This window comes from Wujia sp., assembly GCF_056872695.1.
The window spans coordinates 14243-40643 of the sequence record NZ_DBMFCD010000014.1 but is presented as its reverse complement, the minus strand read 5'-3'; the positions used below and the strand labels follow the sequence as shown (position 1 = coordinate 40643).

Annotated in this window: 14 protein-coding genes and 2 pseudogenes; 14 read left to right on the top strand and 2 right to left on the bottom strand. The window is 38.6% G+C overall.

Translation table 11 applies throughout. The features are described 5' to 3' along the window. The first annotated feature begins 135 nt into the window (after positions 1–135). From ACZQK9_RS11820 to ACZQK9_RS11810, 3 genes are read left to right on the top strand one after another with little or no spacing between them, the layout of a single operon-like run. Positions 136–768, top strand: coding sequence for an RHS repeat domain-containing protein (locus ACZQK9_RS11820; RefSeq protein WP_483270696.1), 633 nt, complete (start codon positions 136–138; stop codon positions 766–768). Between the two features lies 1 nt (position 769). Next, positions 770–15238: a fibronectin type III domain-containing protein gene (locus ACZQK9_RS11815; protein WP_483270695.1), complete on the top strand. Its 14469-nt coding sequence runs from the start codon at positions 770–772 to the stop codon at positions 15236–15238. 15 nt (positions 15239–15253) lie between these two features. After that, positions 15254–15493, top strand: a complete 240-nt coding sequence (locus ACZQK9_RS11810; RefSeq protein WP_483270694.1) for a hypothetical protein — start codon at positions 15254–15256, stop codon at positions 15491–15493. Between the two features lie 44 nt (positions 15494–15537). Here ACZQK9_RS11810 and ACZQK9_RS11805 read toward each other — a convergent pair. Beyond that, positions 15538–16716: pseudogene (locus ACZQK9_RS11805) on the bottom strand (IS110 family RNA-guided transposase). 267 nt (positions 16717–16983) lie between these two features. Between ACZQK9_RS11805 and ACZQK9_RS11800 the strand changes: the two are divergent. From ACZQK9_RS11800 to ACZQK9_RS11785, 4 genes are all read left to right on the top strand, one after another. After that, on the top strand, positions 16984–17337 hold the full coding sequence (locus ACZQK9_RS11800; RefSeq protein ID WP_483270693.1) for a hypothetical protein: 354 nt from the start codon (positions 16984–16986) through the stop codon (positions 17335–17337). A gap of 20 nt (positions 17338–17357) precedes the next feature. After that, the gene (locus ACZQK9_RS11795; RefSeq protein ID WP_483270692.1) at positions 17358–17867 is read left to right on the top strand and encodes a hypothetical protein; all 510 of its coding nucleotides are present in this window, start codon (positions 17358–17360) and stop codon (positions 17865–17867) included. 122 nt (positions 17868–17989) lie between these two features. Then, complete coding sequence (locus tag ACZQK9_RS11790; protein ID WP_483270691.1) at positions 17990–18544, top strand: polymorphic toxin type 30 domain-containing protein; 555 nt, start codon at positions 17990–17992, stop codon at positions 18542–18544. 33 nt (positions 18545–18577) lie between these two features. Beyond that, positions 18578–18868 (top strand): hypothetical protein, encoded by a 291-nt coding sequence (locus ACZQK9_RS11785; RefSeq protein WP_044927351.1) that lies wholly within the window; start codon positions 18578–18580, stop codon positions 18866–18868. 18 nt (positions 18869–18886) lie between these two features. Here ACZQK9_RS11785 and ACZQK9_RS11780 read toward each other — a convergent pair. Beyond that, a pseudogene (locus ACZQK9_RS11780) lies at positions 18887–20073 on the bottom strand (IS110 family RNA-guided transposase). 267 nt (positions 20074–20340) lie between these two features. Between ACZQK9_RS11780 and ACZQK9_RS11775 the strand changes: the two are divergent. The 7 genes from ACZQK9_RS11775 to panD all read left to right on the top strand — a co-directional run bounded on the left by ACZQK9_RS11775 (position 20341) and on the right by panD (position 26025). Beyond that, a complete protein-coding gene (locus ACZQK9_RS11775) occupies positions 20341–20706 on the top strand; it encodes a hypothetical protein (RefSeq protein ID WP_178017245.1) in 366 nt (121 codons plus the stop codon). A 95-nt stretch (positions 20707–20801) separates the two neighbouring features. After that, on the top strand, positions 20802–21056 hold the full coding sequence (locus ACZQK9_RS11770) for a hypothetical protein (protein WP_483270690.1): 255 nt from the start codon (positions 20802–20804) through the stop codon (positions 21054–21056). A gap of 235 nt (positions 21057–21291) precedes the next feature. Further along, positions 21292–22752 (top strand): RNA-binding domain-containing protein, encoded by a 1461-nt coding sequence (locus ACZQK9_RS11765; protein WP_178017243.1) that lies wholly within the window; start codon positions 21292–21294, stop codon positions 22750–22752. 234 nt (positions 22753–22986) lie between these two features. Beyond that, positions 22987–23832, top strand: a complete 846-nt coding sequence (locus ACZQK9_RS11760) for a Rossmann-like and DUF2520 domain-containing protein (protein ID WP_483270689.1) — start codon at positions 22987–22989, stop codon at positions 23830–23832. Between the two features lie 3 nt (positions 23833–23835). Beyond that, the gene (panB, locus tag ACZQK9_RS11755; protein ID WP_483270688.1) at positions 23836–24663 is read left to right on the top strand and encodes a 3-methyl-2-oxobutanoate hydroxymethyltransferase; all 828 of its coding nucleotides are present in this window, start codon (positions 23836–23838) and stop codon (positions 24661–24663) included. A 96-nt stretch (positions 24664–24759) separates the two neighbouring features. Next, the gene (gene panC / locus ACZQK9_RS11750) at positions 24760–25608 is read left to right on the top strand and encodes a pantoate--beta-alanine ligase (RefSeq protein WP_117781682.1); all 849 of its coding nucleotides are present in this window, start codon (positions 24760–24762) and stop codon (positions 25606–25608) included. A gap of 27 nt (positions 25609–25635) precedes the next feature. After that, positions 25636–26025 (top strand): aspartate 1-decarboxylase, encoded by a 390-nt coding sequence (gene panD, locus ACZQK9_RS11745; protein WP_117781681.1) that lies wholly within the window; start codon positions 25636–25638, stop codon positions 26023–26025. The last annotated feature ends 376 nt before the right edge of the window (positions 26026–26401 follow it).

Genomic DNA, 26401 nt, shown 5'->3' with positions numbered 1-26401 from the left:
GAGTAAAACTGTAGGGGGAGATGATATTGGTGGTATATCAGGCAGTTGGCGGTCCATTTTTCAAGAAAAATATATTGAAAAAAAATAAGAAATATGATAAGTATGTAATAGGAATTTACAAATGAGGGGGATTATATGGGGAGATTTTATATTTTATTTTTTGGAATCATAGGTATTTCTTTTTTCAATCAGCAGCATAGTCAAGATTATACAATCATACATCAATCCGAGAAAGTTTATGAATATGATGAAGATGGAAGAGTGGAGCAGGTAACGTATTCTGATGGTACTGTGGAAATATATGAGTATGATGCCAATGGGAATCTGTTAAGAATAACGGTGAAAAAAAGCAAAAGTACGGAAAAACCATCAACATCAGAAAAAACCACAGCTGAGCAAGTTACAACAGAGAAATATACAACAACACATACAGAGGAAGTTACAACGACACAGACACAGACGAATACAGGAGAAACAACTACGACAGGAGAAATAACTACAATAGCAGGAATAACTACGACAGGGGAGACAACTGCAACAGGAGAAATAACTACAACAGCGGGAATAACCACGACAGGGGAAACAACAAACTTGACTGTAACGATACAGTATACAGATGCATCAACAGAAACAGAATTACCAATGACAACAGGAAAATCTGAACATAAAAGAATGGGAGATGACATAAATCTTTGGATTTATATTTGGATATGCATTATATCTGCAATCGGTATAATTATTTTAAAGAAAATACGGGGGGACAAATAATATGGGAAATCATAGATATGGTAAAAATAAGAGCACAGGCAAACGGGTGAAAATCGTAAAAGGGTTTTTATCCGTAGCACTTGTGCTTATTTTAATATTACAATTAGGAAATACCAATATTAAGATACATGCAGTGGAAATGGAAGATGTTGTAACAGGTGCAGAGAACGTAACAGAGCAAACCACAGAGACAGATATAGAAGATGATCTGGACGCGGCTGGGCAGGAAAAGGAAGATATTACAGAGAATAATTTGGATATACAAGAGGAATCTGTAGAAACAGATACATATTCTGTAGAGCAAATTCCTATATTAGAGGTAAATGGAACAATAGAATTAAATGAAGATACAACGGTGCGTCGAATTTTGTGGGGAAACAATTCACGATTAAACTTAAATGGGCACACATTAATTGTTACAGAATCTCAGGAGATGCGAGAGGGAAAAATTGAATTTAATGGAGGTAAACTTGTATTTGAAAATGATTTTTGTGAGACGGACAAGGCTGAGTTAATATTGCGGAATGTAAATGATCATCTACTTGTTAATGGTACAATGATAATAATGGGAAAAATAGAGTTTACTAAGGGGATTGTCGAAGCAAAAGGGGATGTTAATCTTGGCGAGAAATTTTTGGCAGGAAAAGAAACCTCATTTTTGATATCAGGTGAGAAAAAACAGACAATACAGGCAAGCGATGGTAGTAATCTGGGAAATATTACGATTCAAAACTTCAGTGAGGAAGGAATTTATGTAACAGCGGGATTTCAATATTATGAATTAAATGACAATAATTGCAGAATCGAATATGGTGATATTGATGGAATACGTGGATATCAGTTAGCTGAGGATGAAGAGTATGACGAAATATTGCGTCTGGTAAATGGAACTTTGGATCTAAATGGACATACATTGACGGTACATGGAGATTTTTTACAGGATGGAGGAATTGTATGTTTGAATGGTGGAAAACTGGTTATTGAAGGTAATTACCGATTACAAAAACGTATCATTGAGGAAGATAATCAGGTAAGTTATCAAGAGAGCAATGGAACTATTCAAATGAATAATAATGAAGATAAAATATATGTAGGTAATAATTTTTATGCACAAACAAAGACAAAATTAAATATGTTGAAGGGTGTTATAGAAATAAAAGGAAATATGGAAATATCAGCATCTTCATTTGAATGTAAGCAATTATTGTTAAGTGGAGAGGAACATCAGAATATATCTCTGCCGACAAAAAATTCAATCAGTTTTTTAAATTTGAAAAACACAGGAACGGATAATATTACTTTTATAAATCAGCTAAATGGTATTACCTCTGTATCAACAAATGGAACGAAAGTAGAAGGAACAATTTCAGTTAATTATCCAGTTGAGTTTGCAGAGAAAGAATATTATGGAAATGTTATTTTTGATGGAACGCATACTATTTATAATGATTTGACGATTTATGGAGATGTTACTTTTAATTATATTACATATATTTATTATAATAGCCAGTTACGGATATATGGTAACGTATTGAAATCACAGCAGTTATATGTAGGTGCAGGAAGTATCTGTGTTTCTGGAAATGTAGAGAACTGGAATCTTCATATGAATCATTCAGATGCGGTTGTTGTAGTAGATGGTGATTATACAGTGAAACAAAGTGGGGTCTACGAGAAGGGAATCATTACAATAAAGGGAAATATCAATTATGGTGGCAACATTACAGTGACAGAAAATTGTGAGCTTGTTCTGGCTGGTGAGAAAGCACAACGGATAAATAATGCAAAAGGAATGTATGTTTCTAATTTGACCTTACAGAACTATAGTGAGGAAGGGGTGTATATAGATTCTTTAGTGCAGATTATGACGCTCAATCAAAATGGATGCAAATATGAGATTGAGGGTCTTGTTGGTGTGTTTGGATGGACATTAACAGACAATACCGAATATTATGGGGATTTGATTTTGGCCGGAGGCGAATTAAATTTAAACGGATATACGTTGACAGTACATGGAGATTTAATAGCAAATCAGGGTAATATCAATATTAATGGAGGAAATCTGACTATACAAGGGAATCTTCGGCTTCAGGAAATATCAGAAAAAGGGGAATCCTTAGAATATAATACTACGAATTCAAAATTAATGATGAAAGCAGATAAGGCGTCTTATCTGACTGTAAAAGGGGATACATATATTTCTACAAAACAGGATTTGAGTAAAGAATTAATATATGGATATATAAGTTTTAAAGGCAATGTCAGTGTTGAGAATCTTGAAAATACAGATTATGGTATTTCAACAGGTGAAAGGATAACAGTTTATATTGAAGGGGATCAGCCACAGACAGTTGATGGTGGAATACGTTTCATAGCAGGAAAATTATATTTAAATAATTCAACTGGAATAACATTAAAAGGAAATGTGGGTGCCTATGATCAGGTATATGACTGTGGAAACGTGATAGAAGGAAGTTGTATATTTTATGATAATACTACAGCAATTGGTGGAGTATATCATGGAGATGTACGTCTGAAAAGATCAAAATATGGATATTGCAAGCAGATACAGATTGTTGGTGATGTATATCTGGAAAATCAGATTATTCAACCAGCAGCAGATATATCGGTTGCTGGAAATTGTTATGAAACAGGTGGTCTTACTTTTGCTGGGAAATTAACAGTAGAAGGGGATTTGGGTTCAGCAGACAGATATCAATATTTATTGCACAATAATAAAAATAGTAAAATTCATGTCAAAGGAAATGTATACTTAAAAAATGCTGATTTGTTGCATGGAAATATGCAAGTAGATGGAGATGTATATTTAGATGGAAGTACTGATGCTAACGAAGATTATACGCTTGTTCTGGGCGGGGATGCCAAACAGTATTTAGATGTCGGGAGAGGGGTAAGCCTTGGGATTGTTGAATTAAATAACAAGAGTGAGGAAGGTATTGTTGCCGCCCGGATGTTTGAGAAAAAGCAACTGATCAGAAATGGCTGTAAGATCAGATATGAAGATGTTGATGGAACATTTGGCTGGACAATGCAGGAAGATGAGCGTATTGATGGAGATCTGATCTTATTGGGAGATACGCTTGATTTAAATGGACATACACTAATGATTGATGGAAATCTGTATCAGAGTAGTGGTGTTGTCAAGGTTAATAATGGAACTTTGGTCGTGACAGGGGATTATAATGTGCAGACATATATATATAATGATGGGGAGGTATCTTTTGCTGCCGGAGATGGAACTCTGGTTATGACAGAGGAACAGGATCGTATAGAAATAGGGGGAAATATGATTTTGAACCCTAAGACACAGGATACAGTCATAACAAATGGAGTAATAGTATTAAAGGGAAATCTGACGTGTAGTCGGTATGTAGTAATGCAGGATCAGGCGCTGTTGCAATTATGTGGAAATAATGTACAGAAATTAGATATTGAATCTCTTGCCAATTTAGATAATAAAAATCCTTCTCAGCTTATAAGTATGGAAAAAGAAACGGTCATAAATGGAATTTTGGATATGGGGGAAACCAGATTTGATAAAACAGTTGTTTTAAATAAAACAGCATCTGTTTCCGGCGGAAAATACATGGGTGATATTCAGCTTGATGATTATACGCTTCAAGAAGATTTGTATGTAGAAGGAAATGTCAGGGTAAAAAATACATCAGTGGATTTGAACGGACATAAATTAACGGTAAAGGGAACTGTAAAGGCAGGTAGCTCAAAGGGTAGTATAAAAAATGGAGAAGTATATGTATATGGTGATTTGGAACTTAGTGAAAGGATGGATGCTTCGCAATGTACAATTATACTGAAAGGGGATAAAAAACAAACAATAAGAGCAATTACAGTTAGTTATATTGGGGAACTGCGTATTGAAAATACTTCAGAAGAGGGTGTTTATGCACAACGGTATTTTCAATGTGATAATTTGATTGATGAAAACAAAAAATTATATTTCAGCAATCATGAAAGATATGAAATAGGTTATAAATTAACAGAAGATGAAGTAATTGATGATATCTACAGGCTTGGATATGGTACTTTGGATCTGAATGGTCATACTCTTACAATAAACGGTAGATTTGATCACGTTGGTGGAAATATCGTATTCCATGGTGGAACATTAAAAGTTTGTGAATATCGTTCATATGAATATTATCAGGGAGAACAAGCAGGATATGGTAAATTATTTATGATGGATGACAGCGATTATTTTTACGCTGACTATGCAACGTTCGATCAGGGCTTGGAAAATCAATATGATAACCTGCAAAGGGGAACAATCGAAATTGGAAGTCGCATTAAAACTTTAGATAAAACTGTTTTAACTCTGAAAAATGATTTGCAGCTAAATGGAAAATATGGAGGAACTATATGTGAAGGAAATTATGAATTAGAAACACTTGTTTTTTCAGATATGAAACAAGCACATGTAAATGCTGTTATGAAAGTCAATCAGTGTCTGAAAAATGCAAAGTCAGGTATTATATTTGATAAATCAATAGAGGTAATGAATTTAAATGTAATACAGGACGAGGTGTATGGAGATGTGGTTATTACAGAAGATACCATATTGCAGCACAACATTAAGATTAGAGGAACACTGACAACAACACGAACCATAGATATAAATGGCAATAATCTGGAAGTTATGAATTTGGTTCTGAATGAGAATACGAATCGAAATAACAGAAGTCTTGGGACGATTTATGTAAATGATGGACGGTTGATTGTAAATGGGAATATGACCGTTTCTGGAAAACTGATCGCGCAAAATACTTCGGATTATGTCTGTGTGGGTAACAAATTTTTAATGTTATCCTATGTTGATCATGGTGAACTTTTAACGGCAGGAATATTGGAATTTCATGGAGATGTACAGGAAGGACATAGGAATACATTTCGGACGACAGGAACTTGCAGAGTGATTTTAAGTGAAAACAGTGATGAAAATCGTTCAAAAATACAAACGATTACATTTGCAACAAAATATAATAGTGCACCAATTGAAAAACTGGAACTTACAAAAGGAATTTCGCGTTATCGGTTTTCAGATGAAATAGAAAACATTGCAAAACATGTTACATATGTGTCACAGGAGACGATACCCCAGGTATTATCCATTGAAGTAGCAGATTGTCAGGTTAATCAGATTACATTAAAGATACATCCTTCTGAAGCGCAGGAAGAAATTGTCGGGTATCGTATTGTACGCGATGGTGTTACTGTTGGGGCAACGGCAAATCTGACATTTACAGATGAGGATTTAACACAGAATACAAAGTATCGTTATGAAGTATATCCATTTGATAAATGGAATAGAAGTGCAGAAACATCACCTGTGGTGGAGGCAGAGACACTTCAAGATATGGAAGCACCATCTGTACCGCAAAATCTGGTTGTTGTATCAGTTACTGGAATCAGTGTAACATTTGAATGGGAACCATCTACAGATAATGGAATGGTAGAGGGATATGAGATATATCGTGATGGAACCTTGATTGATACAACAAGTGAAACAAGCTATAAGGATACTGGATTGAAAGAAAAACAGTCATATGAATACGCAGTACGTGCATTTGATAAAAGTGGAAATTGTTCTCTACGAACTGAAAATGTCATGGTGATTCCTCTTTCTCCTCAGATTAAATCTGTTTCACCAGCTGATTATGAAACATTATCCGGAGTCAGTACATCCGTGTCTGTTGTATTTTCACGAATATGCGCAAAGGCAACATATACTGTATCAATCGAATATTTGGATACAGAAGCTATGGTATGGAAACCAATATCAGATCAGGTTCGTGTAGAGAAGAACAAGACGGATGAGTATATAGCGCAGACAGTTTGGAATGTAGAAGGACTCAATAAAGGTGAATATGATGTGAGATATGTTATTACGGATGAGGATGGTTGTATGTCGACAGAACGTGTAACATATTATATGGACCATACACCTCCAAAAGAACCAGAGAACCTTAAGGCGGTAAGTAACCGAGGGACAATCACTCTTCAATGGGATGCGTCAATTTCATCGGACTGTGCAGGATATGTAATTTACCGGAGATCGTATTTGACTCAGACAGATTATGAAAAGATTGCAGATGTGAAAGGACAACAGATAGAAACATATACGGATCGGAAGACGGAGGATGGTGTGCTATATGAGTATGCAGTTTGTGCATATGATGCACATAAAAATGAAAGTTCCAAAATGAAATCCGTAAAAGTAAAAGCAGTTGAGGATGATGTCGCACCAGCCATAACCAATATAGAGCCAAGAGCCGGACGTGTAAATGGCGATATAATGTTGTATGTAACAGCAGAGGATAATAAAGAAGTAGAAAAGATTGAATTCTATATACGTCCGGAGGAGTCGACAACATGGAGTTATTTGGGTGAACAGGTTCTGGAGGGTGAACCGCAGGCATTTAGGATTGATAGTTGTCAATATCCGGATGGGATATATTATGTCAACACAGTTGCTGTAGATACGAGTGGAAATAGGAGCACAGAAGAATTTATCCGAAGATATGAGATAGACAATACTGGAATTGAAAAAATCCAGATGACAGATCCACAGGTAAATGCTACATGCATTCAGTTACGCTGGAATGATGTGACGGAAGATGATTTCGCTTATTTTGTCGTTGAACAGCAGACTTCGAATGGATATCAGCAAATCGGAAAAACAGACAAGATGCTTGGATATATGGTTGAAGGACTATCACCTGATAAAGAATATGCTTTTCGTGTTGTGGGTTATGATACATTAGATAATCGTGGAGAACCATCAGACGTCCAGAGAATCAAGACAGTTGGAGATACGACTGCACCGACGATAAAAAGCATTCTGCCCGTTGCATCCTACTACAAGGATGAGATATTGTTACAGATGCGGGTAACGGATAATGATCAAGTAGATTATGGATTGTTTTCGTATTCTTTGGATGGAGAAAGCTTTTATGAAATTGCAAAAGTATATGCAGAGGAGGGAAACAGAGATGTGACATTTTCTGCATTATTTGACATGCGTGGTTTGCCGGAAGGCGAGGTGATTATCCGTTTTAATGCGTATGATAAAACGGGGTTGGAAAATTATGTACCAGACGGATATAAGGAGATAGAGAACACATATCGGATTGACCGGACTGCACCATCTGCACCATCTGGACTTGTTGGAACATCCGGGGATGGATATGTTTCATTATCATGGCAGGCACCATCGGATACAGATATAGCAGGATATAAGATTTATCGGGCTGATGTTACAGATGGCATATTCCGTCTGGTAAGAGATAATATACAGTCTTCGAATTATTATGATACAACAACGGCTGTAAATCATGCATATCGATATAAGATTGTATGTGTAGATATTGCAGGAAATATAAGTGAGGAATCAAAAGAATGTACTGCCAGCTGTAGCAAAGATAAGACAGAACCAGAAGTGTTAACTGTTGCACCGGAGGATAATGTTCGTATCGGAACAAATACAACACTGACGGCTGCGGTAATGGACAACGCGTGTGTGGATACAGTTACCTTTGCTTATCGACAGGCAGCAGGTGTGTGGATTATTTTGGACGAAGTTCCGGTTCAACAGAAGAACAAAATTGTGAGTGTAAGCTGGGACATGTCAGATGCGGACGAAGGTATATATGAGGTAGGGGTATGGTGTACGGATACTTCAGGGAATAAGAGCATAACGTATCTTCGAACATATCAGTTAGATAAGACAGCACCAGAAGCGTCAGTCTCTTTGAGTAGTGACGATTTCTGTATTCATGTGGATGTAGATGTGGATGATAAAACTGATTTTTCCTATTATGAGTTGTATAGAAAATTGGTTTCTGCCGCACGGCCGGATCAGAATTATTACAAGAAGATAGCATCTACCTCGGATTATGCGTATATAGACAGGGATGTAGAGCCGTTTATGGTATATGAATATAAAATTGTTATATATGACAGATGTGGAAATAGCCGTGAACTTCCGACTGCAACGGCATATGCAACAAATACAGACCACGAGGCACCAGTTGCAGTATTGCCAGAATATATGCGTGTAATTGCGGGTATGGAATTGAAGCTCGACGGAGGAGAGTCAACAGATAATGTTAAAATAACGAGATATGAGTGGACAATAAATGGTAAGGCATTAACCGGTCGTATCATAAAAGAAATATTTGATAAACCTGGAAATTATGAAGCAAAGCTTACTGTGTGGGATGCGGAAGGAAATAGTGATGAAATTACGACCAGAATCAAAGTTTTACCAAAAGAAAGTACAGGCGTGATACATGTAAGAATTGTTGACGACAATGGAACACCGATACCATATGCATATGTTTATATGAGTGATAGCTCGGATAGTCGGCAGTCTTATAAAGCAGATGGAGAGGGAAATATTGTTATGGCGGCCAATGTTGGAGAATACAAAGTGGCAGCATACAAAAATGGGTATATTCCTAAAGACATAGAAGTCAGTGTGAATCGGTTTGAAGAGAAGTCCTATATACTTCAGATCCCGAAAGGAGATTTAGTAACAGGAAAACTTACGATCAATCGAATGACGATGGAGGATATGATTGAAAAAGGGGTTGATATGACTTCTCCGGATAATCTGAACACGGTGCGTTTTACAATCGAGCTATCCTTTACGGAACAGCCAATTCCTGTTGAGAAAGTAATTATCCAGAATGGTAAGGGAAACATGTCTGGTGGAGGAATTTCAGGTGAAAGTGGAGGACACGAAGGTGGAGGAACTGGCCTGGACACGATCCCTCTTGGTGGTTCCGGAGGTCTGGCATTGCAGATTATACAAAGAGAAGAGAAGGAGAACAATGCACAAGATGTAGAAGAGCTGCCAATTGTAGCATATATTCGAACACAGCAGGCAATCAGTTGGTTGAAAGATATGTATACGGTAGATTTGGGAGTTGTGAATCAGGCAGACTACAAATATGTGTTAGAAAATTCGTGTGCATCATTAGAACTTCCGGATGGACTCAGTCTTGCAACAGCTACACCACGACAGACTCCTAGTATTGATTTGGGAGCTATTTATGGACAGGAAAGCAGACACGCAACCTGGGTAGTTCGTGCAGATAAACCAGGACATTTTGAATTAGCAGCGGAATTCAAAGGTATTTTATATCCGTTCCATAGTCCAGTGTCTGCGAGATTTAAGGCAGAACAGCAAATTAATAGGGATACCTATGATAATATAAAAATAAGAATTGGCGTGCCGAAAACAGCATATTATGGAAAAGATTATTATATGTTATTCAGTGTTTCGAATGAAGGAGAAGAACCACTCTATGGTTTTTCAACTACATTTGGAGAAAAGCAGGAGCAATCACAGGAAAATGAAGTAATTTTGATTGATGAAAATGGAGAAAAGCATATATTTAGTTCAGAAGGTCAGGCTCAAATCAGTTATGACTCAAAGGAAAACAAGGATCAGACTGCAGTATTACGTGGTAATCAGACGATGATTTTTCCAGTACTGGAATCAAAAACGACGATACAGGGAACCTATGTTGGCCAACTTAATTTTGTTGAAGGTTATGATGATAGCCGGGATATGGAGATGTATTATTATCAGCTTGCAAAAGCGATGATTGATGTTGTGGAAGGTCAGAATCTTGGTGTTGACATTGAATTATATGAGACAGAAACCCCATATCAGCGAAGAATCTGTCAGCTTGTACAACAAAAATCATTCTTTGGAGATCCGGTCGATGTGACAACTGGTGCATATACAGACCATGTGGAGGCAATTACTGTGACTGGAGATGAGATATTATCATTTGAACTTGAATATAATTCTGCATTTGCCAGTGCGGGAGAATCTGAAGTCGGTAAGGGATATTATCATAACTTTGAGTCCAGACTTGTGAGAGAAAACGGAATGATCCGATATGATGCGAATCCGTACACATCTGTGTATTTTGCAAATGAAGAATCGCTAAACGGCATCTACTATGGACAGATTCAGGATGATAAAATTGTTTTGAATACACAAAACAATGCTCGTGAATTGTTATACCATGCAGTCATGCCTGGGATGGAGGATTATATTATCGTCTGTCATGAGGATCAGACATATACACTTCATATGCAGGACGGAAGTCTATATGACTATGATGAAAAAGGAATTCTCACAGCAATTACGCAGGAGAATGGGGCAAAGATAGAGATAACAAGGAATGATACACAGATGATAATCACAGAGATACGAAGTGGACACAAATTAATTGCGTCATATGTGGATGGACACATCGTATCTGTAGCAGACCATACAGGAAGAATAGTGAAGTTCTCTTATGATGGAGATAATCTTACAACTATTACCAATTCACTTGGTGAGCATATGACATATACTTATGATACAGATGGAAGATTGACACATGGGTTTAATCATGTTGGTGCTATGTATGTAGAGAATGTTTATGATATGACGGGGAGAGTGATAAAACAGACAGATGCGTCTGGTAATAGTATATCGTTTGATTATCAGGAAACAGAAGCGGGCATGATTACAAATTGTACAGATACAAACGGACAGGTGACAATTGTTACATGTGATGGTGCACGGAATATTCGCAGTATTAAGCAACCGTCTGGGGAAGTTATCATGTATGAGTACGACCGCTATGGGAATATGATATGTGCATCTACAACATCTGGAAAGACATACACTTATACATATGATGATAAAAATCATCTAATCAGCAGCTCGCAGGAAGGACAGACGGTAGGACTTTTCTATGATGAAAGTGGAAAAATATCAGTGATTAGTGACAGCGAGACTGGACAGGAAACGGTTATCATCTATGATGAGGCGGGAAGAACAAAGGAAATAACAGGTTCTAACCAACATTTTACATATACCTATACTGAACAGGGAAAGATTGCGTCTATGACAGAGGAAGGGGTTGGAACAACAAGCTATACTTATGATTCCACAGGTTGTAACCTGACCGGGGTGACGGACGTACGGGGAAATATGACAAACTATACTTATGATGATCATGGTAATATATTGTCAGAGACAGATCCATGTGGCAATACGACTAGCTATACATATGATGCTGCAAATCGGAAAATCTCAGAGACAGACGCTTTGGGTGCACAGACGAAAATCACCTATGATTGGTATGGAAATGTCAAAAGTAAAACTGATGCGCTGGGAAACGTGACACAATATCAGTATAATACAGCAGGGCAGTTAACAGAGGTTATCTATGCAGATGGAGGAAAGGAATGTTATACCTATGATGCACTTGGAAATTGTAGAAGTATAACAAACCGTGCCGGACTCACAACGGAGTTTAATTACGATGTCTATGGAAATCAGACAGAGGTTCTATATCCGAATGGAACCAGACAAAGTTATGTATATGATATCTACGGCAGAGTGACTGAAAGTACTGACATCTATGGGAATAAAACAGATTACAGCTATGATTCCTCTGACCGCTTGGTGCAGCTTACAACTGCGGAGGGAAAGAATTATGTAACTGCATATGACAGAGGGACATCCAATCCTGTATCGGTGATCAGTCAAGATAAACAACAGACCTATGTATATGATAATTATGGAAATCTGCTCAACAGTACAGATGTACTTGGAAATGCTGTAAGCTATACATATAACAGCCATAATCAGGTAAAGACATCTGTGGATGCAAATGGGAATCAGACAGGATATACTTATGATGCAATGGGTAACTGTACAGAAATCTTATATCCAGATGGAACAGTGGCAGTTATGAGTTATGATGCATGCAATCGTCTGATAAAGACGTCGATTGGAAGTGCGACAGAGACTTATGCGTATGATAAGGCAGGAAACTTAGATTCTTATACAGATGCTTCTGGAAACGAAACAACCTATATATATGATAAGAATCATCGTCTGATTCAGGTGTATAATGCAGCAGGCATCTGTACAGAATCATACACTTATGATGTTGTGGGACGTAAAAGCACTGAAACGGATGTGGCAGGTATCATAACCAGTTATCAATATAACTTTTTTGATTTACCAGAGACAGTTACACAATCTGCTCCGAATGGACAGACGCGGAGTTATGAATATGCTTATGATACTTATGGAAACTTAACATCTGTAACAGCACCAGATGGTGCAACTGCCAGCCAGAGTTTTGATGCGTTCGGAAATATCACGCAAGTGACAAATCCGATGGGAGGCACGGCTTCCTATACGTATGATAATTATGGCAGACTGACGCAGGAAGCGCTTTCCAACGGTGTGAAAACCAGCTATACTTATGATCAGGATGGACACGCTGCCACATATACGAATGGCAGAGGTGGAAAGACGGAATATACCTATGATGCAGCGGGCAGACTGACGGAACAAAAAGATGAAGACGGAACAATTGGATATGCCTATGATGCAAACGGAAATATTCTTCGTACTACAGAAACAGGCAAAGATGGAACTACGCAGACAATCACGCGAACATATGACAGTCGGAACCGTGTTACATCTGTGACGGATTATCGTGGAGAGACAGTAAAGTATGGCTATGATGAACTTGGAAACAGGATCAGTCTGACTTATGCTGGTGGAGAGATCGTCCGCTATACTTACCAGCCAAATGGTTTGATGGAAAGTATGGTGGATGACGAGGGCTACCAGACATCTTATACTTACGACAGCCTTGGTCAGATACAGACCGTGGCAAAGCCGGATGGCAGTACAGAAAGCTATGCTTATGATAATGCAGGAAAACTTACCCGTCATGAAATCAAAGCGGCAGGGAAAACTATCGCATGCAACGAATATACCTACGATGTCTGGGGGAATATTTCGACCATAATAAGTACAGAAGATACAGAAACACCTGAGCCACAGGTGCTTACGATGACGTATGATACATCAAACCGGATGCTTACAGTAAACGGTGAAGAAGTCCACTATGATGCGGATGGTAATATGACCTATGGTCTGATGGACGGAACTATGACGGAGTTTACTTATGACAGCCGGAACCGTCTCGTCCAGGCTGGAAATATTCATTATGAGTATGATGCGGAAGATGTGCGTACTGCTGTAATCACACCGGATTACCGGGAAGATTACACTGTTGACAGGGAGGCAACGTTTAGTCAGGTGCTTTCTGTATCCCGGACATATGTAGCTGGGACAAAAGAAGAGACAACGTATTATTATGGCAGTGGACTTGTGTATGAGAAGAAAACAGGCACTTTGTCTGATGATTCTCAAAGTAATGAAGACACTACTCTTCAGGTGTATCACTTCAACCATCTTGGAAGTACAATTTGCCTGACAGATAAAACTGGAACTGTGACAAATCGGTTCAACTATGGCACCTATGGTGAGCTTCTGACTGCTGATAAAGCTGTGGTTGTAGATATAACCAGATTCCTGTATAACGGAGAATATGGTGTCCAGACGGATGTAAATGGTCTATATTATATGCGAAGCCGGTATTACAGCCCGGAGATACGGAGGTTTATCAATCAGGATGTTGTAACGGGAAGTATCAATCAATCAGCAAGCCTGAATCGATACAGCTATGTGGAAGGAAATCCGGTCAGTTATACGGACCCATTCGGATTATCGCCATACCAGTTTATTTCAAGAACCATACATATTGGACTGGATGTAGTAGGAATATTCGTGCCTGGTGCAAATGTAGTAAATGCTTTGTATTACTTTGCGGAAGGAAATATCTATGATGGAGTCGAAAGTCTGATATTTAGTCTGGCAGGTGGAGCGCTTGGAAAAGGGTTCAAGTATGCAGCTGCCGGAGGAAAAACTTTTACGATCGGTGCGGAAACGATTGCCGCGATCACGCAGGGAAGCAGAGGACTGGCCGCAGGACTCGCAGCGAACGATGTGGGACAGGGAATCGCCGGAATGATTGAAGATTACGGCATTGATGGTAAAGATATCTCAGGAAGAACTATTCTGGAAGTACTTGGTATATTGGCAAGCGGTGCCCAGATGGGTGCATATGGAAATGCATTTGCAAATGGATTTGCAGGTGCTGTCGGGGTGTCAGGTAGCGAAGGTAAGAGTGAGACCATCTATGGGAAGTCAAGTGGAAAATTAAACTGGGACGCAATTGTTAGTAAAAAAGGTGAAACCAGGGTTGACCATATTAATCGACATGCGGTTCCAAATAATAGTCGAGAAACACATGGTGTATTTAACGGGAATCCGATAGATATGGTAAATGATGCATGGGAACAACGTTATTTGGTTGAACCGATATCGGATGGAATGGGAGGAACAATTTATAACATTCCGTACAAAAATGCAGGCTATGAAAGTGGATATATTAATACTGGTGCTCAAATGGATTATATAACAATAGTAACTCTGGATGAAAGTACTGATTTAATTACCGCATTTCCGTCTTTTGGAGATTATCATAAGTGATAGGAGGGGTCTAAAATGTATAATATTGGTTACTGTAAGATATGTAAGCAAGGCTTACTTGAAATTGCAAAAGATAAATTAACTAAAAAAATATTTATATGTTGTGATGAATGTGAAGCAGAGTGGGATAATCCGGAGGATGCATTAAAAGGTATCAATGGAACGAGAAATAAATATGGAGAAATAGAATATCCAAATATAGAAGATATACTAAGAGAAAAATGGAGTGTTTCAATAAATGAGTATCACAACTAAGCCTCCCCACCGGCAGGCTTAAATCATAGTCTTACTACCAAACACTACCAAAATTTTTTAGGTTCATAAGGCTTACCATCCCGTAATACGGCATAGATTACGGTGGTAAGCTTTCTTGCCACTGCGCCGGTTGCAGTCAGGTGATGATTTCCTTGGTTTCTCTTCTTTTTGTAATAGTCATTCAAAGGACTGTTATGGAAAGAACATGTGGTTGCAGCAAGAAAAATGGCATGCCTTAAGTAAGGGGAACCCCGCTTTGACATATGGTTATGTATGCTGTTAAATTCACCGGACTGTCTTACGGTTGGATCAATACCGGCAAAGGCAACTAAGGCTGATGAACTCTTAAATCTATGTATATCACCAATTTCGGCAAGAATGGTTGCAGCAGCAATCATGCCAATCCCAGGAATGGTATGAAGATAACAATCAAACTGCCCGTAGTATTTCATGATTTCAGTATCAAGAGCTTCAATCTGCTTATCGAGAAAATTTATTCTGTCAATGAGCTGTTTTAACTGGAAAGAGAAAGCATCTTGTGCTATCTTAATACCAAAGGTATCAGCTGCTGCTTCCCTGATGGAAATGGCTTTTTGGATGGTAAGCTTGTTGTGGCTCTTATCTTTTATAATTTCAAAGAGTTCATCTATTGGGGCGTTCTGAATGTTCTCAGGGGTGAGATACTTTTCCAGAATGCCCATAGATGTGCTCGGTCATAGTGAGGAAAAATGTTTTTCATACTCCGGGAAAATCTGTTCCATAATTGTGCTGATGCGAAGCTTAATTTCAGTTCTGGAAGAAATGACAGAATCACGATAAAGACATAACTGGCGCATGGCAAGTATGTTTTCATCAGCCATGGAAGTAGTCCCAAACTGACCGAAACGTATCACTTCTGCAATCAAAAAAGAGTCAATTGAGTCGTTTTTGGTTTGTCGTATATACATTTTTCTCAAAGAATCAGACTGGATAGGATTGATTACATAGATAGTATATCCTTTTGCTTTTAGAAATGAATAAATGGGATACCAGTAATGACCTGTAGCTTCCATGCCAAATACACAAGGGGAATTACCGATGTTTTTAAAGATAAAGCTCATAAGAGAATCTGCACCTTTGTGTGTAGTTGCAAAGCGAAGAGAAGGGCCGATTTGTTTGCCTTCAGGTGAAACAATGGATGCTTCATGATGATTTTTGCCAATATCAATGCCTACGATGTACATAATTGAAATCCTTTCTTTTATGAATTATAAGTAGATAGAATCCTCACTTCAATGCGGGTTACAATCTGGTTAGATATACGAAGTACAGCACATATGCTGCCAACATCCAGCTAATACGCAAAATCCTGCAAAGCAGAGGGAGCAGTCTCAATGAACGAAGTCACAAGTGCTTCAAGAGTGGTGACGCACACCTCTATCTATTACAGGATAATTGTGAAATAGGAATAAAAGAAAAGCAATAGATAGAAAAAGACTGCTTTGATTCCTATGTGTTTAGCATACCAGAGTGGTAGTAAAACAGGAAGTAGATTTCCGGAGAATCCAAATGACCTGTTCCCAAAAAACTATGCAGGACTAGAAAAAGAGGTGAAACCGGATGGCAAAATAAATTATGTTGTTCAAGCAGGTCATAAAACTTATAAAATTGAATATCACCCTCAACATGAAGGAGAGGGACATTATGATGGAAATCATTATCATATTCTAAAATTAGGTGAGTATCCAAAACCAGGAAAAACAAAACCTCCTTATTTTAGAATTCCTAATTTAGATCCAGATACACCTGCAAAAGGTGGTACATTTGCTTCTGGGGATTTATTGCCAACTAAAAATAATAGATGAAAACGATGGAGAACGAAAGTATGGTTAGAGTGTTATGCATTGGACTGTATAATGGAGAAGGAAAATTTACTAAAGAGCAATGGAAGTGTTTTATAAAATGGTGCAGAACCGAATGTAATAAAATAGTCATTTATTCATCAATGACTTATAACAAAGTTCGTTCCAAATTTTTTTCATATTGCAATATTAGTATATTGGGAAAGCCGGATGAATCATTAGATGTTTATTCATATGAAATTAATATAATAAACAACGCATTTTGGAATTATATCGAATATTATAATTTTGATATTGACAATATAGACGATATTTCTTACATATTTTTTTTCAGCAGTGAAAAAAATATTGCATCACTACAAATAGTTGACTTTGAGAACTATTTATTGATTGAAGAACCTATTGCGCATCAGGAAAAATTGTTATTTAACGAGATGTTGATACAGGAGAATATTCGATTATGTATCAAAGGAAAAACGGATGTGGATGAATTATTACAAGACGAGAGTTGGAAGCCGTTAGGGATAGAATAGTGTAGATTCAAAAGTTAAAGAATTAATAATGAATTCTTTCGGGAAATTCTATACTATATGTGTATTCGATATGACTGACCGCAGGACTCGCAGCGAACGATGTGGGACAGGGAATCGCCGGAATGATTGAAGATTACGGCATTGATGGTAAAGATATCTCAGGAAGAACTATTCTGGAAGTACTTGGCATACTGGCAAGCGGTGCCCAGATGGGTGCATATGGAAATGCATTTGCAAATGGATTTGCAGGTGCTGCCGGGGTGTCAGGTAGCGAAGGTAAGAGTGAGACCAGCTATGGGAAGTCAAGTGGAAAAATTGGTGATTTTACAGAATTAGAAGGAAGTACTGTAGACGAGATATTGGATAGAATTCCAGATGAAGCAGTTTTGAGAGAGTTATATCCAGTACAGGGAGGAGCTACAGAAGGATTTGAGTTTAAGTGGGTTCAGAATGGGCAGACATATAGAGTTAGAGTACACAATGTGGACCCAAGTGCCCCAGTTGGTTCTAATGCTTATAATGGTTGGGTTGTTAGAGTTCAACGTGGTAGAAGATATTTTGACCCTACAATAAATGATTTTCGTGAAGCAAAGTATTTTAATCCCAATGGTTCGGATTATGATGAGGTTATTATTAATGATACACATATACCAATCTTGGATCCATATCAAAATTGAATTAGTGGGTGATTAATGGAGGTGTTAAGTATATTGGATGAAAAAAAATTAGAGGAGTTGGTCTCCAATATGGATGATAGAATTAGAATGCACGATTATTCCAAAGAACAACTTTTGTTGTTAATTGAAGACTATGTAACAATTAATTTTCAAGGTATGAAGTATCAGACAAGAGAGGCAATATTGAATATGATATGTGATGCTGTGAATTATTATGATATAGGAAAAGATTTAAATTGGGAATCAATTATTGCTATAAGGGAAGATTTGGAAGATGATTTGAAAGAATATGTTGATGAGATTATTTCTATGCACCACAACTAAGCCTCCTCACCGGCAGGCTTAATTAGTAGTCTCATTACCATATATTAACAGAATTTTACCATCCCGCAATACAGCATAGATTATGGTGGTAAGCTTTCTTACTACTGCGCCAGTGGCAGTCAGATGGTGTTTGCCCTGTTCACGCTTCTTTTTGTAATAGGCATTTAAAGGACTGTTGTGAAAAGAACAGGTGGTTGCAGCAAGGAAGATTGCATGTCTCAGGTAAGGGGAACCTCGTTTCGACATGTGGTTATGTATGCTGTTAAATTCGCCGGATTGCCTTACGGTTGGATCAATGCCGGCAAAGGCAACTAAGGCAGATGAATTTTTAAACCTGTGTATATCTCCAATTTCAGCTAAAATGGTTGCAGTAGCAATCATGCCGATTCCCGGAATTGTAAGGAGGTAACAATCAAACTTCTCATAGTAACTGAGAATTTCATGGTCAAGAGCTTTCAGCTGTTCATTAAGGAAATTCAATCTGTCAATCGGCTGTTTTAACTGGAAAGCGAACGCATCTTGTGCTATTTTAATACCAAAGGTATCAGCCGCAGCATCTTTGATAGAAACAGCTTTTTTATGGTAAGTTTGTTGTGGCTCTTATCTTTTATAATTTCAAAGAGCTCATCTATTGGGGCGTTCTGAATGTTCTCAGGGGTGAGGTACTTTTCAAGAATGCCCATGGATGTGCCGAGCCATAGAGAGGAAAACTGTTTTTCGTATTCCGGGAAAATCTGTTCCATAATCGTACTGATGCGAAGCTTGATTTCTGTTCTGGAGGAAACAACAGAATCCCGGTAACGGCATAACTGCCGCATGGCAAGTATGTTTTCATCTGCCATGGAAGTAGCCTCAAACTGCCCAAAGCGTATTACTTCTGCAATCAGAAAAGAATCAATGGAATCATTTTTTGTTTGTGGGATATACATTTTTCTGAGAGAATCGGACTGGATAGGATTGATCACATAGATGGTATATCCTTTGGATTTGAGAAATGAATAAATTGGATACCGGTAATGACCGGTGGCTTCCATGCCAAAGACACAAGGGGAATCACCGATGTTTTTGAATATAAAGCTTATAAGAGAATCTGCACCTTTGTGTGTAGTTGCAAAGCGAAGAGAAGGGCCGATTTGTTTGCCTTCAGGTGAAACAATGGATGCTTCATGATGATTTTTGCCAATATCAATGCCTACGATGTACATAATTGAAATCCTTTCTTTTATGAATTATAAGTAGATAGAATCCTCACTTCAATGCGGGTTACAATCTGGTTAGATATACGAAGTACAGCACATATGCTGCCAACATCCAGCTAATACGCAAAATCCTGCAAAGCAGAGGGAGCAGTCTCAATGAACGAAGTCACAAGTGCTTCAAGAGTGGTGACGCACACCTCTATCTATTACAGGATAATTGTGAAATAGGAATAAAAGAAAAGCAATAGATAGAAAAAGACTGCTTTGATTCCTATGTGTTTAGCATACCAGAGTGGTAGTAAGACTGTAAAAAATGGAGCAACACGTGCGGCACAATATTCATCAGAATGGGGCAATGCAAGTTTGCAAGAAGCTATAAATAAGTTCGCGCCAAATGGAGAACCTGTAGTTACATCAAAAGGAAAGATTATATATAATAATCCAGAAACAGGGATAAGTGTTGTATATGATAAAAATGGTAATTATTTTAGAATTGAAGATACAACAAGACCACGTGGTAGAAATTATTTAGATATGGATGGAAATGATATGAATAATGAAATTGTAAATGGAAAAACATGTGGTAGGAGAAAATCTGATTATCAAAAAGTTACACATTTTAATAACACTGATAAATAGAGGAGTGATTAGATGACAAGAGAAAGATTTATTAGGGTTCCAAAGGATGAAAAAGCTATGGAGGATTATGCTTATGGAATTCAAAAAAAGAGCAAATGGAAGAAATGATATTATCAGAAGAACAATATAAAATTTTAGATGACATAGGAATTTTTGATAAAATCAATGAAAAATGCGATATTATTATTGATGATTATGAAGAAGAGGTTCTTGAATTAGATAAAATACCAATGGCATTAGAGGTGGTAAATCAGTTTATAAAGAGTAACTCAAATAAAGAACTTGGTAAATTGAAAACAATGTTGGAACTGGCGATTGCATATAAAACAATAGTTGGATTTGATTTTTAATTAGACCTGAATCTGTGAAAATGAATATTTATTAGGGCTATACTTTAGGACTCAAAAGTATAAAATTAATCCTACTGAACTAACGATTGATGAAAGCATTAATATTAATGTGATTCAAATATGATACAATTCCGTATAGGAATTGATTGCATAGCTTTCACGTTTGTTTGGATTGTGATTTTTCCAGATTTATGGTATCTTGAAAATGTCATAAAAATGGTAGAGGAGGTGTGCGATGATAGAAAATGCAATGCTTTTAGGCGAATCTAAGAATATTGAATATAAGAGAATGTTGCCAGATAAAAGTGAAAAATATATGAAAACAATCGTTGCATTTGCTAATACACAAGGGGGGAAATTATTAATCGGTATTGATGATATATCACATCAGATAGTCGGTGTGGATGGAGCAAAATTGTTTGAAATAATGGATCAAATAGCCAATGCGGTATCAGATTCATGTGAGCCACAGATTATTCCGGATATTGAACCATTAACTGTAGAAGGGAAAAACATTATTGTTATATCTGTGGAAGCAGGGAAAAACAGACCATATTATTTGAAATCGCAGGGAAAAGACAATGGCACATATATTCGTGTCGCCGGTACATCCAGACCTGCATTTCCTGAAAAAATTAAAGAATTGGAAATGGAGGGATCAAGAATTTCGTGGGATGAACTGACATGCGTAGGATATCCTGTTACAGATGAATTAATAGAAAAATTATGCGAAGATATAGGAAGATTTCGGCAGAAAGCAGGGATGAAAGAGCATGTCGTAACGAAGGACCAGTTGATCAGTTGGAAAATTTTAAAATTGGTTAGTGGGCGTTTAGTGGCTACAAATGCATTTGCGTTATTGACATCTAGTTATTTTACTTTTGCAAAAACACAGTGCGCGGTATTTAAGGGGGAGGATCGATCCTTTTTTTTAGATAAACGTGAGTTTACAGGACCTATTTATTCTCAGATTGAGAATGGATTAGAGTTTGTTCTGCGAAATATTCGACTTGGTGCATCCATTGATGGGTTGGTAAGAAAAGAAAAATATGAGCTTCCACCTGAGGCAATTCGTGAAATGATAATAAATGCGCATTGTCATCGAAACTATTTAGATGAATCCTGTATTCAGATTGCAATATTTGATGATCGTTTGGAGATAACATCTCCAGGAGGATTGTATAATGGTCTGACATATGAAGAGGTTATGCAAGGACATTCAAAAATACGGAATAAGGCAATTGCTAATGTTTTTGGGCAGATGGGACTTGTGGAAGCATGGGGAAGTGGAATAAAACGGATTTTCAGATCTGCAAAAGAATATGGTTTATCGGATCCGATAATACAGGAATTTGATAATATGTTTCGGATAGAATTATATCGGAACAGGAAAGCAGACCAAGTTACTGACCAAGCAGACCAAGTTACTGACCAAGCAGACCAAGTTACTGACCAAGCAAATCAGGCAATTAAATCAGTGGATTATATAGCAACATTCAAAAATTTAAGTCAGGAAGAAAAAGATATTATTATATTGATAGAATCAAAGCCGGTGATTACGCAGAGGGAAATAGCCAGTGAATTAAACTGGAATTTATCACGTGTTAAATATTATATATCCAAGATGAAAGAAAAAAATATTCTGGAAAGAGAAGGCACAAGCCAAAAAGGCAAATGGGTCGTAAAAAGTGCTTAAAAGTAGCAGGTTATGCAGTAGTATGTTGAGAGAAGTTTCAATGTGATAGCTGCATAGCCTGTTTTTCATTTGTACAAGTCTTAATGTATCAAATTCTATACAATTATCGCGGTAAAATCGGTTTACAAATTGTATACAAAATGTTATATTGCGAAATGGATGGTATTCGAGAGAAACTATACTGGGAAATGAATATGGTGCACACCCCTTTGGTCAGAAAGAAGAGGTGATGGTATGAAGATTGGATTAATTGGAGCTGGAAAAATGGGCTTTACGCTCGGCAGGCATTTATCTGATTTCGCACAGACACATGCAGATATGCTCTGTGTGGAGGGCTTCTGCAGCCGGAATCCGGAGAGTGCGAGGCAGGCAGCGCGATTTACTGGTACGAAATACTATGAAGACATGGAAACATTTGTGCAGGTGTGTGATACTATATTTTTAACGGTTCCGGACGGACAGATCGCGAACGTGGCAGAAAAGATTGCAAAAAGTTCGGTGTGTCTGGATGGAAAAACGATGATTCATACGAGTGGGGCTCTATCCTCACAGGTATTTTCTGGTATGGGTAGCCGTGTGAGCGGGTATTCAATACATCCTATTTATGCAGTGAATTCAAAGACGGATTCCTACATACATTTCCAAGACTGTTACATGACAATTGAAGGCGAAGGAACGAAGACGGAGGAGCTCATATGCCTGTTTGAGAAAATGGGACATACGATCCGTCAGATTTCCGCAGACCAAAAGGCGAAATATCATGCATCGGCAGTATTTGCAAGCAATCTGGTGATCGGACTATATAAGATGGGAACAGCCCTTCTTTCAGAGTGCGGATTTACACCGGAGGAGGCAGAACACGCACTGATGCCGCTCTTTGCTAATAATGCAGAGAATATGGAACGCTTTGGCTGCGAGAAGGCATTGACGGGACCGGTCAGCCGCGGCGATGTGGCAACGGTGGAGAAGCATCTGCAGGCACTTGACGGCGATGCGCGCGAGGTGTACCGGCTGCTTTCGAAGCAATTGTGTAATGCAGACAGTCAGGCAATTCAAACTATATTGGATATGAAGGAGTAAACCATGAAAAAAACAGTAACTACTTTTGCAAAGGCAAAGGCTTCCGGCGAGAAGCTTACAATGTTGACAGCATATGATTATTCAACAGCCAAACTGATGGACGAGGCTGGCGTGGATTCAATTCTGGTCGGCGATTCCCTCGGAAATGTCGTGCTTGGATATGAGGACACAGTTTCCGTAACAATGGAAGATATGATCCATCATGGCGCCGCAGTTGCACGTGGTGCGAAGGAAGCTTTGGTCGTAATCGATATGCCGTTTATGTCTTACCAGACATCGGTTTATGATGCAGTTGTAAATGCAGGACGTCTGATGAAGGAAGGCCGTGCCAATGCAGTGAAATTAGAGGGTGGTGTGGAAGTAGCACCACAGATTAAAGCAATCACACAGGCAGGTATCCCGGTGTGTGCACACATCGGACTTACCCCACAGTCCATCAATGCATTTGGTGGATTCAAGGTACAGGGCAAGACGGAAGCAGCCGCACAGAAGCTGATTGACGATGCGCTGGCAGTACAGGATGCGGGTGCATTTGCAGTGGTACTTGAATGTGTACCGGAGAAGCTGGCTACACTTGTGACAGAGAAGTTAAATATTCCGACCATCGGTATCGGTGCCGGAAATGGCTGTGACGGACAGGTGCTTGTGTATGCGGATATGCTTGGCATGTTCAGTGATTTCACACCGAAGTTCGTAAAGCGGTTCGCAGAGACCGGCGCGATGATGAAGCAGGGATTCGGGCAGTATATCAAGGAAGTAAAGGAAGGCACGTATCCTTCCGCAGAGCATACCTATGCGATCGCAGATGATGTAATCGAGAAATTGTACTAAGGTGCGAAAACGTTTACGTGTTCTAAAAGAGTTGTACACCTATTATGTTTTCGCTGCTTTACAATAAAACTTTGAATATTGAAAGGAAGAAATAACATGGAAATCGTAACAACAGTGAAGGAAGTTCGGGATAGAGTCAAGGCATGGAAGAAGGAAGGCAAGCAGGTAGGTCTGGTGCCGACAATGGGATATCTGCATGAGGGACATAAGAGCCTGATCGACAAGGCGGTTGCAGAAAATGATGCGGTTGTTGTCAGTGTATTTGTCAATCCAATGCAGTTTGGACCGACTGAGGATCTGGCAAGCTACCCAAGAGATTTAGAGGCAGATGCAAAGTTGTGTGAGGCAGCCGGCGCAAGTCTGATATTCCATCCGGAACCGGAGGAGATGTACAAGGACGGTTTCTGTTCTTTCGTTGATATGAACGGACTTACCAATGCACTGTGTGGATTGTCCCGCCCGGTTCATTTCCGTGGTGTATGTACGGTAGTGAATAAGCTGTTCAATATCGTACAGCCGGATAAGGCATATTTCGGCGAGAAGGATGCACAGCAGCTTGCTGTAATCAAGCGTATGGTTACCGATCTGAACATGGATATCGAAATCGTTGGATGCCCGATCATCCGTGAAGCAGACGGACTTGCAAAGAGCTCCAGAAATACATATCTTTCCCCGGAGTCCAGAAAGCAGGCAGTGATCCTGTCTAAGGCAATCTTCCTTGGTAAGAAGATGGTAGAAGATGGCGAGCGTGACGCAGCGAAGATCAAGAAGGCTATGACCGACCTGATCAACACAATGCCGCTTGCAACCATCGATTATGTGGAGATCGTAGATGGTATGACCATGCAGAGCATCGACACATTGAAGGGTGACATCCTGTGTGCAATCGCAGTCAATATCGGCGGCGAAGCAAGACTTATTGATAATTTCCACTATACAGTTTAAGAGTTAGATAAAAAAGGAGATACGTGTATGACAGTCAATATGCTGAAAAGTAAAATACATCGCGCAACGGTAAAGCAGGCGGAACTGCAGTACGTCGGCAGCATCACGATCGATGAGGCTCTGATGGAGGCGGCTGGCATCTTCGAATATGAGAAGGTGCAGATCGTCGATATCGAAAATGGAAACCGTTTCGAGACGTATGTGATCGCCGGTGAGCGTGAGAGCGGCATGATCTGCTTAAACGGTGCTGCCGCAAGACAGGTCTGTGTCGGTGATAAGATTATCATTATGTGTTATGCAGATATGACGCCGGAAGAGGTACAGACACATAAGCCGAAGGTTGTATTTGTGGATGAGGAGAATAAAATTTCCAGACTGACAAATTATGAGAAACATGGTAGACTAGAGGATATGTAGAACAAATGTGAAGCCAACTGTAATTAACAACATATATTTCAACATGATTCACTTCATATACAATGTATTGAGAGTAAGAAGTTCTAAATGTTCTGACGAACATATGATAAATATGCGCCACCGCCACCAATTCGCCATCCATGGGCGGGTATCGTCTGCTCGCTTACAGCGAACAGACAGGTCGATGTTTCTCATCCTAAATGCGAATCACAGATTCGCATGAGAAACATCTCTCAGTGGTGGCTTGTTTGAACATCGTGTTCAAACATGGCTGGTATAATTACAGAACATTAAGAACTTCTAACTCTCAAACATATCGTATATGAATATGAATCAATATTGAAATATATGTATATATACAGTTTGGCTTCATATT

Bases quoted from the DNA above. Each gene is read 5' to 3' on its own strand.
- ACZQK9_RS11800 (WP_483270693.1), top strand. From the start codon at position 16,984: ATGTGTTTAGCATACCAGAGTGGTAGTAAAACAGGAAGTAGATTTCCG.
- ACZQK9_RS11790 (WP_483270691.1), top strand. From the start codon at position 17,990: ATGATTGAAGATTACGGCATTGATGGTAAAGATATCTCAGGAAGAACT.
- panB (WP_483270688.1), top strand. From the start codon at position 23,836: ATGAAAAAAACAGTAACTACTTTTGCAAAGGCAAAGGCTTCCGGCGAG.
- panC (WP_117781682.1), top strand. From the start codon at position 24,760: ATGGAAATCGTAACAACAGTGAAGGAAGTTCGGGATAGAGTCAAGGCA.
- ACZQK9_RS11820 (WP_483270696.1), top strand. From the start codon at position 136: ATGGGGAGATTTTATATTTTATTTTTTGGAATCATAGGTATTTCTTTT.
- ACZQK9_RS11760 (WP_483270689.1), top strand. From the start codon at position 22,987: ATGAAGATTGGATTAATTGGAGCTGGAAAAATGGGCTTTACGCTCGGC.
- panD (WP_117781681.1), top strand. From the start codon at position 25,636: ATGACAGTCAATATGCTGAAAAGTAAAATACATCGCGCAACGGTAAAG.
- ACZQK9_RS11810 (WP_483270694.1), top strand. From the start codon at position 15,254: ATGTATAATATTGGTTACTGTAAGATATGTAAGCAAGGCTTACTTGAA.
- ACZQK9_RS11765 (WP_178017243.1), top strand. From the start codon at position 21,292: ATGATAGAAAATGCAATGCTTTTAGGCGAATCTAAGAATATTGAATAT.
- ACZQK9_RS11815 (WP_483270695.1), top strand. From the start codon at position 770: ATGGGAAATCATAGATATGGTAAAAATAAGAGCACAGGCAAACGGGTG.
- ACZQK9_RS11795 (WP_483270692.1), top strand. From the start codon at position 17,358: ATGGTTAGAGTGTTATGCATTGGACTGTATAATGGAGAAGGAAAATTT.
- ACZQK9_RS11770 (WP_483270690.1), top strand. From the start codon at position 20,802: ATGGAAGAAATGATATTATCAGAAGAACAATATAAAATTTTAGATGAC.
- ACZQK9_RS11775 (WP_178017245.1), top strand. From the start codon at position 20,341: ATGTGTTTAGCATACCAGAGTGGTAGTAAGACTGTAAAAAATGGAGCA.